The following is a 12804-nucleotide window of genomic DNA, read 5'->3' on the forward strand; positions in this document are numbered from 1 at the left end:
GCCTGCCCATGCGCCTGTCCTCGCTTTTGATCTCTGGCCTGACCTTTGTCGCCGCTGCCGCGCTGAGCCTGGTGGTGGCCGGTTTTGCGGTGACGGGCATCGAGGCGGGCAGTGAAACCGCAGTACGCCGTGCGCTAGACACAGCCGGCCATACCTGGGCCGAAGTCACCGCTGACGGGCTGCGCGTGATCCTGAATGGCACCGCGCCAGATGAGGCGACACGTTTCAGCGTGATTTCGCTGGTGGGCGGAGTGGTCGACGCGGCGCGGGTGATCGACGAGATGCAAATCACCCCCTCCGAAGGCATCGCGCCACCCCGATTTTCAGCCGAAATTCTGCGAAATGACAGCGGCATTTCAATCATCGGGCTGATCCCTCGCGTTACCGACCGCGAAACAGTGATCACCCGGCTGAATACAATCGCCGGTGCGGATCAGGTTGCGGATCTGCTGGAAACCGCAAATTACACCGCCCCCAAGGGCTGGATGCCCGCTATGGACTTCGCATTGGATGCTCTGAGCCTGCTGCCCCGGTCAAAGATCTCGGTCGAGGCGGAGGAAGTTTCCATCACCGCCATTTCCGACAGCGCCGATGCCAAGGAACAGATCGAGAAACGCCTGACCCGCATGGCACCAGCCGGGCTGCGCCTGGCTCTGGATATTGCGGCGCCGCGCCCGGTCATCACACCGTTCACCCTGCGCTATAGCCTTGATGATACGGGCGGTCGCTTTGACGCCTGCTCCGCAGAAAGCGCCCTGAGCCGAGACCGGATTTTGCGGGCGGCGACCAAGGCCGGGTTTGACGGCAAGGCCGATTGCGTGATCGGCATGGGGGTCCCCTCGCCCAATTGGGCCCGCGCCGCCGAGCTGGGGATTGCATCTCTGGCAGAACTGGGTGCGGGATCCGTGACGCTGGCCAATGCCGATATGACGCTGGTCGCCGCCGAAGGCACCGCACCGGCACTGTTTGACCATGTGGTTGGTGAGCTCGAGAGCGCCCTACCCCAGGTTTTTGCCCTGCATGCGGTCTTGCCCGAGCCGGAAACCGATGAAGGAAGCGGTCCACCTGAGTTTACCGCAACCCTGAGCCCGGAAGGTCAAGTGCAACTGCGTGGGCGGATTTCGGATGAGGCGCTGCGCCAGATCAGCAGCAGCTATGCCCAGGCGCGGTTCGGGTCGCAGAATGTCTATAGTGCCACACGGGTGGTTGAGGATCTGCCTGCCGATTGGCCCGTGCGGGTTCTGGCCGGGCTAGAGGCACTGTCCCATCTTCAGCGCGGCGCGGTGTCGGTGACCCCGGACAGCCTGAGTCTGAGCGGAATGAGCCACCGCGAAGACGCGCCTTCTGAAATCGCCAAGCTGTTGTCCGCCAAACTTGGCGAGGCAGAGAGCTATGAGCTGAACGTCACCTATGAGGAGCCGCCGGAACCTGCGGATAAGCCGATGTCGCCGGAGCTGTGTGAGGCGGAGCTGGCGGCGGTGCAGGCGGTCTCAAAAATCACCTTTGAACCGGGCTCGGCGACCGTGGCCGCCGATAGCCGGGACACATTGGACCAGATCGCCGACATCCTGGCGCGCTGTGACGGGGTGCGGCTGGAGATCCAGGGCCATACCGACAGTCAGGGACGCGAAGAAATGAACCAGAACCTCAGCCAAGCACGGGCACAGTCGGTTCTGAATGAGCTGCGGGGTCGTCGTCTGGTCACCAGCAGCTTCACCGCCAAGGGGTATGGCGAAAGCACCCCGATTGCGAGCAATGACACAGAAGACGGCCGTGAAGCCAATCGTCGGATCGAATTCCGCCTGATCCGCCCCGCTAATGACGCCACCAGCGAAACCACGCTTGATGAGGCCGCCACCGCCCCTGAAGGCACCTCAGAGACCCCTTCCGACAGTGAACAGGAGACATCCGGACAATGAACAGGACAGAGTTCATCATCACCACTGCCATTATCCTGTTTGTCGCCTTTGCGATGGGGTGGTTTGCCAATTGGCTGGTGCATCGCTTTACCCGCGTGAAGCAGAGCGACGTGGCCGATCTGGACCGGATGAGCCAGGAGTTGCACGAAGCAGAAGAAACCCGCGATCAGGCGATCACCTATCTGCAGCAGCGAGAGGCCGAACTGTCCAATCAGCTGGTTCAGACAGAGGCTGAACTGCGCGCGGCCATGGACGGGCTGCGGGATGCGCGCCGCGAAGCGGAAGAATTGCGCGGGCAGTTACACGGATAAGACGGTCGGCGGGATCAGTCCCAGCGAGTCAGCGCCTCTTCGTCGCTGTCCTTTGCCTCTACCCAGTTTCCGGTGCCATCCTGCGTCAGCTCTTTCTTCCAGAAGGGGGCGCGGGATTTGAGGTAATCCATCAGATATTCTGCGGCCTCAAATGCATCGGAGCGATGACGGGCTGCGGTGGCGACCATCATGATCTGCTCGCCCGGAACCAAGCGCCCATGGCGGTGAATGACCAGCGCATCCGCAAGGGACCAGCGCTGTTGCGCCTCCTGCGTGATCGCCTCTATCGCGCGCTCGGTCATACCGGGGTAATGCTCAATCTCCATTGCCACCATGTCGCCGCTGTCGGATCCCCGCACCACGCCGGTGAAGGTTACGAGAGCACCGGCATTGGCGCCGGAGGTCGCAACATCCGACGCAAAGCGCTGGCTTTCCTCCCCCAGATCAAAGGCGTCCGTTTGCACCGTGATCCGCATCTCTCAGCCTCCGGTCATAGGTGGGAAAAATGCCACCTCTCGCACGCCATCAAGCGAGGCATCAAAATCAGAGAGGTCCTGATCCAGCGCCACACGTAGCGCCGACAGATCCGCAAAAGCCGCGGCATAGCGCGGATCGCGGCCGCTGAGTTCGGCCACCAGATCGCGTACAGTTCCGGCTGTGGTCTCGAGTTTTTCCTTCGGCAGTCCGATACGCTCGCGCACCCAGGCAAAATAGAGAACATCCATCAGCGGGTCTCCTTCAGATGTGGCAGTGCCTTGCGCATATAGTCAGCGCCAGTCACCAATGTCAGCGCCGCCGCGATCCACAGCAGCAACAGGCCCAACCGGCTGGTCCAGATCATGCCTTCGTATTTCCAGCGCAGGCCAAATTCATCGCTGATCTCGCCCAGCATAATCTGATCCACCAGCGGCTGATCCATGCCAAAGGAGGACATCACCAGATAGTGCTCAAAGATGCCTTGGGAAAACAGCGTGGCAATGGCGATCATCTGCGCGGTCGTCTTCCATTTCGCCAGCGCCGTCACCTTGAGCGTGCCCGCCGTATCGCCGAGAAATTCGCGCAAACCGGAGACAAATACCTCACGAAACAGGATCACCGTGGCGGGCAGCACCAGCCAGGGCGTCCAGTGTTCGGCAGCGTATCCCACGAGGATCATCAATGCGATCACCACCATCGCCTTGTCAGCGATGGGATCAAGCATCGCCCCCATCTTCGTCTCTTGCCCCCAGGACCGCGCGAGGTAGCCGTCAAACCAGTCGGTAATCGCCGCGCTGACAAAGAGGATCAGCGCAAACCAATCCGCATAGGGGCGCGAAAAATAGAGGAACATAATCGCGAGCCCCGGTGCTGCCACCAGGCGCATCAGGGTGAGGATATTGGGCACGGTCCATTTCATGGCTGCACACTAGCCCGCAGTTTCACGGGTGGAAAGCGGTACAGGTGAATTTTCGGACGCGAATGGCCACATCTTCGCGACTGTTTTTTGACCATCAAGTCAGGACCTTGTCCCACCGCACCATCAGCCTCTCACGGAGTATGCCGCAGCCGACACAGAATGGCTGCCAGTCTGGCTGGCAGCCAAGCCCGAGCAGCTACCCCTGAGCATGAAAGAAATCATAGATCCGCTGCGCTAACGCTGCTGAGACCCCTTCTACCGCCTTCAGGTCCGACAGGTTGGCCCGGCTGACCGCCTTGGCGCTGCCAAAATGTGCCAACAGCGCACGTTTGCGGGCCGCACCGACACCCGGCACCTCATCCAGCGGCGTGGCGCCCATGGCTTTCGCCCGTTTGGCGCGGTGGGTGCCAATCGCAAAACGGTGCGCCTCATCCCGCATTCGCTGCACAAAATAGAGAACCGGATCATTGCGTTGGAGGGCAAAAGCGGGCTCCCCCAGGCGGTGAAACTCTTCCTTGCCGTGGTCCCGGTCGACACCTTTGGCGACACCAATCATGGGAATGTCCTGCACACCATGCTCAGCCATGATCTCCGCCACTGCGCTGACCTGCCCGGCGCCGCCGTCAATCAACAGAAGATCCGGCCAGAGGCCCTTCGCACGGTCGGGATCCTCCTTCAGCAGGCGCGAGAAACGACGATGCAGGACTTCTTTCATCATGCCGAAATCATCGCCGGGCGTGAGATCATCGCCCTTGATATTGAACTTGCGATAAGCGTTTTTCATGAACCCTTCGGGGCCGGCGACGATCATACCACCGACAGCATGGCTGCCCTGAATATGGGAGTTGTCGTAGACCTCAATCCGCTGCGGTGGCCCCTCCAGACCGAAGGCTTCAGCCACACCGCCCAGCAATTTGGCCTGTGTCGCGCTTTCGGCCATGCGCCGGGCGAGGGATTCGCGGGCGTTGCGCACGGCACCGGCCACCAGCTCTGTCTTCTCTCCACGCTGCGGCACCAGAATTTCGACCCGGCGCCCGGCCTTGTCGCTGAGTGCCAGTTCCATCAGATCGCCATTCTCAATTTCGTCAGACAGGATCAACTGCCGGGGCGGTTCCTTATTGTCGTAGAACTGGCCGATGAAGGCCTCCATCACCTCAGCCGAGGAGACGTCACCGTTGATGCGGGGATAGAAATCCTGGTTGCCCCAGTTCTGGTTGGCCCGAATGAAAAACACCTGCACGCAGGCCTGTCCGCTGTCGAGATGCAGACCGATCACATCCGCCTCCGCCACGCCGCGTGGGTTGATACCCTGCGAGGTCTGCACCTGCGTCAGCGCCTTGATCCGGTCGCGCAGGGCGGCGGCGCGCTCAAACTCCATCGCCTCGGAGGCTGCCGCCATCTGCTCGGCGAGTTCTTCCTGGATCTTGGTGGAACGCCCGGACAGAAACCGCTCAGCATCCCGCACGGAGGCCGCATAGTCCTCGGCCGAGATCTCACCGGTACAGGGCGCGGTGCAGCGCTTGATCTGATATTGCAGGCAGGGACGCGTGCGGCTTTCGAACATCGCATTGCTGCAATTGCGCAGCAGGAAGGCCTTCTGCAACTGATTGAGAGTTCGGTTGACCGCGCCTGCACTCGCGAAGGGACCAAAATAGCTGCCCTTCTCGCGTCGGGTGCCGCGGTGTTTCTTGATCTGCGGAAACGCGTGATCCTTTGCGACCAGAATATTGGGGAAACTTTTGTCGTCACGCAGCAGTACGTTGTACTTTGGCTTGAGCTGCTTGATCAGGTTCTGCTCCAGCAGCAGTGCCTCAGTCTCCGTACGTGTGGTCAGGAACATCATCGATGCAGTAGCCGCGATCATCCGCTCAATCCGGGGCGAATGGCCCGGACGGGAATAGTTCGACACCCGCGCCCGCAGATTGCGCGCCTTTCCGACGTAGAGCACACGGCTCTCGCTATCCAGCATCCTGTAGACACCCGGAGAACTGTCTAGGGTCTTCAGGTAATCCTGTATTATGGCGTACCCCGTCCGGGGGATGGGGCTTGTCGTTTCAGGTGAGGTTTCGGGCTGATGGTCTGTCATGTTCCGAGATCTATGATTCCCGCAGGTGGTCTGCAATGTTAGCGCATCAGGATCAACATGGAACAAATCCACTGATGCTGTGGATAAGTCTGGTAATATCTTATGGCTATCCGCATTTTTTCCTTATTTTTGGCTGATTTCCAGCGTTTGCCTAAAAAATAGGCACATAGGTAAGCACATGATAACAAAGGAAAACTTTTATGATTGCGGACAAGGTTATGATTTCAAAAGGATTTTTGTAACAGGTTTACGACCAGTTGACGCTACGTGCACAACTTCGGCGCTACCACTTTTGAACCGCCCCGCAGACAGGGTTATTCCAACCCCACAACGTCCGGTGTTTCCCAGCTGAGATGCTGACCGCTGTCGATGCAAATAAGCTGCCCGGTGACCGATGGCGCGCGCAGAAGATAGCTCAGCGCCGCTCTGATATCAGCCGGATCGGCACCGCGCTGCAGCGGGGTGTTGGCACATTGGCGGGCGAATTGGCTTTCGCTCTGCCGCGGACCTCTCAGCGTGGGTCCTGGGCCGATACCATTGACACGGATGCGGGGCGCAAGCGCCTGCGCACTGGTGCGGGTCAGCGTCCAAAGCGCGGATTTCGCCAGCGTATAGGTCATGAAGTCCGGTGTCAGTTTGCGCACGCGCTGATCAATGAGATTGATGACGGACGCAGACGCCAGCGCCCGCCCCTGCTCATCAACCTGTTGCGGCAGATCCTGCGCGGCCAACTGTTGCGTCAGGATAAAGGGCGCACGCAGATTGCTGTCCATATGGCGATCCCAGCTGTTGCGAGTCGCCGTCTCCAGGCTGTCGTGCTCAAATATAGAAGCGTTGTTCACCAGACAGGTGATCGGCCCTCCCAGAGCGTCCGCTGCGGCAGGCAGCAGGGCCTCTGTCTCTGCTTCCTTCAGCAGATCAGCCTGCAGGGGAACAGCAACGCGGCCCATCGCGCGAATATCTGCCGCTGTGGTTTCTGCTGCGTCAGCTGAGCTCGCGTAGTGGACGGCGACGTCATAGCCGTTTGCCGCCAGCTCCAACGCCATCGCGCGGCCAAGTCGCTTGCCCGCGCCGGTTACCAATGCCCGCATATTGCTATCTCCTCATCTGCCTGTTGGCAATGAGTTAGAACAGCTGCACCAGGTAGACCACATAAACAGCAGATAAAATCACACCCCAAGTGCGGGTGATGTCCATTTTGAAGAAGACAAAGGGCACCAGCAGCAGTGACGAAGCCAGCATCACCCAAAGATCCGCCCGCAGGAAGGAGGGATCAACACTGATCGGACCAACAAAGGTTGCGATGCCAACGATCGCGAGCAGGTTGAACATGTTGGAGCCGATGACATTGCCGAGCGCGACATCTGCCTGACGACGCAGCGCGGCCATGACGGTTGTCGCAAGTTCCGGCAAAGAGGTGCCAATGGCCACCAGCGTCAGGCCGATCACAGTTTCCGTGACCCCATAAGTGCGGGCGATAATCGACGCATTATCGACCAGCAAATCAGCCCCCAGCGGCAAGCCGATTAGCCCCAGGAAAAGGTAGATGCCGATGCGCCAGTAAGGCATATCGGGATCGGCCTCCTCGATATCATCCAGCTCACTGTCCTTGCCATTGCGGCGATGGGCGCGGGCCTCGCGGAAGGCAACGCCAAGAACCACCGACAGAGCTGCCAGCAGGATCAGGCCGGACCAGACCGTGAAGGTCCCGCAGAAGGCCAATCCGATAAACAGGACCGAGGCGATCAGCATAAAGACATAGTTCTTGCGCGTGTCGCATTCACTGGTGTGCAAGGAGCGCATCAGTGCGGGAATGCCGAGGACCATCAGGATATTGGCCGTGTTTGACCCGACCACATTGCCAAGTGCAATCCCGTCAGCATTTTCGCCGACGGCGCGGATGGCGATCAGCAGCTCCGGCGCCGAGGTGCCAAAAGCCACGATCGTCAGACTGACAATGAGCGCCGGCACACCAAGCCGCAAGCTGAGGTTCACAGCCCCGCGCACCAAAGCGTCCCCGGCGAGCAGCAGGATCACAAGCCCAAGTCCAGACAACAGCCATGGCATCATTGCCGAGGCCCTCCATTCTTTTTGCAGGCACAGGGGCCTTTTCCGATCTTGAAGCGGCCGCAGCTGCCACAGCGCCGCGAGGCCAAGTGTTTTTGGCCGGGCATCCGCAGCTTGCCGAACATCGCCAGCACAGCCATCACCACAAGAAACAGGGAAACAATCTTAAAAATCACGTCAGAGGCCAAACCGCGCGTATTCGGCGCGTTCCTCAATGCCGCTCAGCGCGTCTTGCGCAATCTGCACACCGATCCGGCCCAGAAGCGGCTTCTTAATGCCGTAGCGCCGGAACCGCACCTTGGGACCAAAGCGCGCCTGCATCTTGGGGCGCAAATGGCCGATGCCATCAATCAGACCAAGGGAGACGGCGCGTCGTCCAAGCCAGATCTCACCGGTGTAGAGATCCTCACTGGCATCCAGTTTGTCGCCACGGCGATCTTTAACATGGGCGATGAAATTGTCGTGGATATCGCCCAGCAGCTGCTTCAGGCGCTTCACGTCCTCCGCGTTTTCCGGGCGGAACGGGTCCAGCATCGATTTGCTGCGACCAGCGGTATAGACCCGCCGCTCGACGCCTTGACGCGCCAGGAACACATGGGCACCGAAGCCTGCGGAAATGACGCCAATGGAGCCGAGGATCGAGCTTTCATCGGCCCAGATCTCATCCGCCGAAGCCGCCAGCCAGTAGCCGCCTGAGGCCGCCACATCTTCGACAAAGGCGATGGTGGGGACCTTCAGCTCCTCAGAAAGGCGGCGAATGCGCGCGCCGATCAGGGCGCTTTGCACTGGTGAGCCACCGGGCGAGTTGATCTCAAGAGCGACCGCAGCCGGTTTGCCCTTGCGAAAGGCACGTTCCAGCACCGGACCAAGTGCGGCATCATTCAGGGCACCGCGACCGGCCATGCCAATGGCGCCATTGAGGCGCACAACAGCAACCAGCGGTGGCTTGTTCAAGAAGGGCAATTTTAGGTTCATGGCGCCGATGTAGAATGCCGACTGCCCTGAAACAAGGGATGGGGCCGGAACGATGCAAGCGCAGCGGCAAAAAAGCCGCGTCGCTTGGGTAAAATTGCAACGTTCCCTCAATACGTGCGACGTCCGCACAGATTGCCTGCCGTTGGAGCAGCCCGATCAGGGCCGCCCCGATATCGTGTGTGTGATGCTCAAGACCCGCCGCAAGCGCCTGATGGTCTGACCATATTGCCTGGCCGTCAGGACCGAATGCGCCAACCGGTTTTGAAAATCCACCAGATCACCGCAAGGCAGAGCGCCGTAAACCCACCAATGGCCAGCAGACTAAGCCCGACGGGCACGTCTGAGGCACCGAAGAAAGACCAGCGGAAACCGGAAATCAAATAGACCACCGGATTGAAGAGGGTGATTTTCTGCCAGATCGGCGGCAGCATCGAGATCGAATAAAACGACCCACCTAGGAACACCAGTGGCGTGACGATCAGCAAAGGCACCAGTTGCAGCTGCTCAAAATTCTTGGCCCAAACCCCAATGATGAAGCCCAACAGAGCGAAGCTGACGCATGTCAGCACCATGAACAAAACCATAGCCAGCGGGTGCGCGATGGTCAGATCAACAAAGAGCGACGCCGTCACCAGGATAACCACGCCGATGAACAGCGCCTTGGTTGCCGCCGCCCCCACATAGCCAATCACGATTTCCAGGAAATTCACCGGCGCGGAGAGCAACTCATAGATGGTGCCGATAAATTTGGGGAAATAGATCCCGAAAGAAGCGTTGGACGTGGCCTGCGTCATCACGCTGAGCATGATAAGACCCGGCACGATGAAGGCACCGTATGGCACGCCTTCAACCTGATCAATGCGGCTGCCGATGGCGGCTCCAAACACAACGAAGTAGAGCGAGGTGGACAGCACCGGAGACAGGAAGCTCTGCATCAGTGTGCGAAAGAACCTCGCCATTTCAAAGCGGTAGATTGAAGCGATTGCGGTCCAGTTCATGTCGATTCTCCTGAAACCAGCCCGACGAATATGTCTTCAAGGCTGGATTGCCGGGTTTGCACATCCGCCAGCGTCAGGCCGGATTTTGCCACGTCGTTCAGCAGCGCCGTGATGCCGGTGCGCTCGGCGTTGGTGTCGTAGGAATAGATCAGCCCACGGCGATCCTCGGTCAGGGTCAGCCCATAAGCTCCAAGGCTGTCGGGGACCGCTGTCAGCGCGTCGGTCAGCTGGACTTCCAGCTGCTTCTTACCGAGTTGCGCCATCAGCTTGGCCTTCTCCTCGACCAGCAGGATTTCTCCATTGGTGATGACACCGACGCGGTCGGCAATAGCCTCGGCTTCCTCGATATAATGGGTGGTCAGAATGATGGTGACACCATCGCGTTTCAGCTCCGCCACCACATCCCACATGTCTTTGCGCAGCTCCACGTCGACGCCAGCGGTCGGTTCATCCAGGAACAGGATGCGGGGATCGTGGCTGAGCGCCTTGGCAATGAGCACCCGACGTTTCATGCCGCCTGATAGCTCCATAATCCGGCTCTTGCGTTTATCCCAGAGCGACAGCTTGCGCAGGATGTCCTCAAGCAAGGCATCGTTGCGCGGTTTGCCAAACAGTCCACGGGAAAATCTGACGGAGTTCCAGACGGTTTCAAAGGGCTCCAGATTGATTTCCTGCGGCACCAGCCCGATCAGGCTGCGGGCGGCCCGGAAGTCTTCGATAATGTCATGCCCGCCGACAGATACGTGACCCGAAGTGGGGGTCGTGATGCCGCAGACGGTTGAAATCAATGTGGTCTTGCCCGCGCCGTTTGGACCAAGCAGCGCGAGGATTTCGCCCTCCTCTATGTCAAGCGAGACCCCTTTGAGGGCCTGAAACCCACCCTCATATGTCTTTTCCAAATCACGAATGGATAGGATGGCTGACATTGCTGCCTCCTTCAAAAGTAAACTCATCAGTTCAGCGCACGGTAGCGCCAACACTGCGCAACCGCCAGCGGGGATTGCAACGCCAGCGTTTACAGATGCGCATTGTCTTGTGCATTGGTGCAGATCGAATTTTATCTTGATGTCAAAGTAAATTTGGTCCATCAATTATCTCGAAGTAAAGATATGAGGCATAAATGGATATTCTTCTTTTTGGGGCGACCGGAGATGTCGGCCGCGCCACGGTCCTGCAAGCCATTGAACGCGGGCACCGTGTGACTGCGATTGCGCGCAATCCAGACCTGCGCGGACCACTTGGCAACCAGCTGGTGACACCGCTCGCCCTGGATGTGTTGACCAGCGCTGAGCAACTGGCCGATCTTGCCCGCCGACATCACATCATTATCAGTGCCTTGCGCCCGGTCGCCGGGCAGGACGCCTTGCTGGTGGCGTTGACGCAAGCGGTGCTGCAGGCCGCAGAAGCGGGCAATATCCCCGCTCTGATCACCGGAGGCGCTGCCCTTTTGAAGCTGGCTGACGGCAGCGGGGAGACGGTGCTGAGCGCACCGGGCTTTCTGCCGGACACCGTACGTCCGATTGCAGAGGCCTGCGCCGCGCAGGATCATTTGCTGGAGAGCACATCACATGTGGATTGGACCTGCCTGCGCCCAGCTGCGATACTGCAGGAGGGAGAGCGTCGGGGTCGCTACGAATGGGGCACCGATACGCTGGTGACCGATGCCGATGGGCTGTCGCAGATTTCCTTTGCCGATTTTGGCGGTGCCCTGATGGATCTGGCAGAGCAGCAAAACCGCCCCGAAAAGCGGCTGACTGTCGCCTGGGGGAACGCCTAAAATCAGACCCTAATAGGGCAATCCCACATAGTTTTCGGCCAAAGATGCCTGCGCCGCGTCGGAGGAGAACAGGTAATCGAGATCTGCCTGCTGCAGCCGCAGATCCGCTGGCGACATGTCAGGGAAGCGATGCAGCAGGTTGGTCATCCACCAGCTGAACCGTTCAGCCTTCCAGATCCGCGCCAAAGCGCGCTCGGAATAGCTGTCCAACGCAGTGTCATCATTGCGTTGGAAGTGATCCGACAAACCTTCGTACAGATAATGGATATCTGAGGCTGCGAGGTTCAGCCCCTTGGCCCCAGTTGGCGGCACGATATGGGCGGCGTCTCCGGCAAGAAATAGCGCGCCATAGCGCATCGGCTCCGCCACGAAGCTGCGCAGCGGCGCGATGGACTTCTCAATTGAGGGCCCGGTTTGCAGTCCACGCGCCACATCCTCTGGCAAGCGTCGCTTCAACTCCTCCCAGAAGGCGACATCGCTCCAGTCCTCGACCCGATCGGTCAGCGGCACCTGAATGTAATAGCGGCTCAACTGCGCATTGCGCATCGAGCATAAGGCAAAACCACGGTCGTGCCGGGCATAGATCAACTCATCCGCGGCGGGAGATGTCTGCGAGAGCACGCCGAGCCAGCCGAACGGGTAGACCTTTTCATATTCGCGCAGGACATCTGACGGAATCGACTTCCGGCTGACCCCGTGAAACCCATCCGCGCCGACAATGAATTTGGTATCAATCCGACCGGTTTCGCCCTGCTGTTCATAGGTAACATAAGGCCGCGCCGTCGTCAGATCATGCAGTGCGACATTCGCGGCTTCGTGGATGATCTGGCCACCTATGGCATCGCGGGCTTCATAGAGATCGCGTGTCACCTCGGTCTGGCCATAAACCATCACCGTCTGCCCCTTGGCGCTGCCAGCAAGATCGATACGGTCTAGCCGCCCCTGATGGGCAATGTGAAATCCGTGATGCACCACACCATCGCGGTCCATGCGCGCGCTGGCACCAGCCCGGCGCAGCAAGTCCACAAATCCGTGCTCCAAGACCCCCGCACGAATGCGCCCCAGCACATAATTCCGGGTCTGACGCTCCAGCACGATTGTGTCGATCCCGGCGCGGTGCAGCAATTGCGACAGCAAAAGCCCGGAGGGACCACCCCCAACAATCACCACCTGTGTTGTCTGGCTCTGCATCAGCTTTCTCCTGTTCGCCTGCCTATCATGCAGAAACTCCGCCATCTTGCGAATAGACCCAACCGCCCAGTTCTTGTATATTTC

General features: G+C 59.5%; 13 protein-coding genes. 3 read left to right on the forward strand and 10 right to left on the reverse strand.

Annotation, left to right across the window (positions count from 1 at the left end):
- The first annotated feature begins 8 nt into the window (after nt 1-8).
- Together GAL_RS15710 and GAL_RS15715 are read left to right on the forward strand one after the other, a co-directional pair.
- Complete coding sequence (locus GAL_RS15710; protein ID WP_024098550.1) at nt 9-1919, forward strand: OmpA family protein; 1911 nt, start codon at nt 9-11, stop codon at nt 1917-1919.
- Nucleotides 1916-2230 carry a hypothetical protein gene (locus GAL_RS15715; protein ID WP_024098551.1) on the forward strand — a complete coding sequence of 105 codons (315 nt, stop codon included), beginning with the start codon at nt 1916-1918 and terminating at the stop codon, nt 2228-2230. Before GAL_RS15710 ends, GAL_RS15715 begins: the two co-directional genes overlap by 4 nt.
- 14 nt (nt 2231-2244) lie before the next feature.
- Here the strand turns inward: GAL_RS15715 and GAL_RS15720 are convergent, their stop codons facing one another.
- The 9 genes from GAL_RS15720 to GAL_RS15765 all read right to left on the reverse strand — a co-directional run bounded on the left by GAL_RS15720 (nt 2245) and on the right by GAL_RS15765 (nt 10678).
- Entirely contained in the window at nt 2245-2706 is a 462-nt protein-coding gene (locus GAL_RS15720; RefSeq protein WP_024098552.1) for a molybdenum cofactor biosynthesis protein MoaE, read from the reverse strand.
- Between the two features lie 3 nt (nt 2707-2709).
- Entirely contained in the window at nt 2710-2955 is a 246-nt protein-coding gene (gene moaD, locus GAL_RS15725; RefSeq protein ID WP_024098553.1) for a molybdopterin converting factor subunit 1, read from the reverse strand.
- Complete coding sequence (pgsA, locus tag GAL_RS15730; RefSeq protein WP_024098554.1) at nt 2955-3626, reverse strand: CDP-diacylglycerol--glycerol-3-phosphate 3-phosphatidyltransferase; 672 nt, start codon at nt 3624-3626, stop codon at nt 2955-2957. Before pgsA ends, moaD begins: the two co-directional genes overlap by 1 nt.
- Nucleotides 3627-3822: 196 nt before the next feature.
- Nucleotides 3823-5712: an excinuclease ABC subunit UvrC gene (gene uvrC / locus GAL_RS15735; RefSeq protein WP_024098555.1), complete on the reverse strand. Its 1890-nt coding sequence runs from the start codon at nt 5710-5712 to the stop codon at nt 3823-3825.
- Nucleotides 5713-6026: 314 nt separating this feature from the next.
- A complete protein-coding gene (locus tag GAL_RS15740) occupies nt 6027-6803 on the reverse strand; it encodes an SDR family oxidoreductase (protein WP_024098556.1) in 777 nt (258 codons plus the stop codon).
- A gap of 34 nt (nt 6804-6837) precedes the next feature.
- On the reverse strand, nt 6838-7782 hold the full coding sequence (locus GAL_RS15745) for a calcium/sodium antiporter (RefSeq protein WP_024098557.1): 945 nt from the start codon (nt 7780-7782) through the stop codon (nt 6838-6840).
- 174 nt (nt 7783-7956) lie between these two features.
- The gene (locus tag GAL_RS15755; protein ID WP_024098558.1) at nt 7957-8754 is read right to left on the reverse strand and encodes a S49 family peptidase; all 798 of its coding nucleotides are present in this window, start codon (nt 8752-8754) and stop codon (nt 7957-7959) included.
- 236 nt (nt 8755-8990) lie between these two features.
- Nucleotides 8991-9752 carry an ABC transporter permease gene (locus GAL_RS15760; protein ID WP_024098559.1) on the reverse strand — a complete coding sequence of 254 codons (762 nt, stop codon included), beginning with the start codon at nt 9750-9752 and terminating at the stop codon, nt 8991-8993.
- The gene (locus GAL_RS15765; RefSeq protein WP_024098560.1) at nt 9749-10678 is read right to left on the reverse strand and encodes an ABC transporter ATP-binding protein; all 930 of its coding nucleotides are present in this window, start codon (nt 10676-10678) and stop codon (nt 9749-9751) included. The genes GAL_RS15760 and GAL_RS15765 overlap by 4 nt, the downstream gene beginning before the upstream one ends.
- A gap of 194 nt (nt 10679-10872) precedes the next feature.
- Here GAL_RS15765 and GAL_RS15770 point away from each other — a divergent pair, with 194 nt between their 5' ends.
- Nucleotides 10873-11529, forward strand: a complete 657-nt coding sequence (locus GAL_RS15770; protein WP_024098561.1) for an NAD(P)-dependent oxidoreductase — start codon at nt 10873-10875, stop codon at nt 11527-11529.
- 9 nt (nt 11530-11538) lie between these two features.
- Here the strand turns inward: GAL_RS15770 and pobA are convergent, their stop codons facing one another.
- Entirely contained in the window at nt 11539-12720 is a 1182-nt protein-coding gene (pobA, locus tag GAL_RS15775) for a 4-hydroxybenzoate 3-monooxygenase (protein ID WP_024098562.1), read from the reverse strand.
- Nucleotides 12721-12804 lie beyond the last annotated feature (84 nt).

It is taken from the genome of Phaeobacter gallaeciensis DSM 26640, assembly GCF_000511385.1.
GTDB lineage: Bacteria > Pseudomonadota > Alphaproteobacteria > Rhodobacterales > Rhodobacteraceae > Phaeobacter > Phaeobacter gallaeciensis.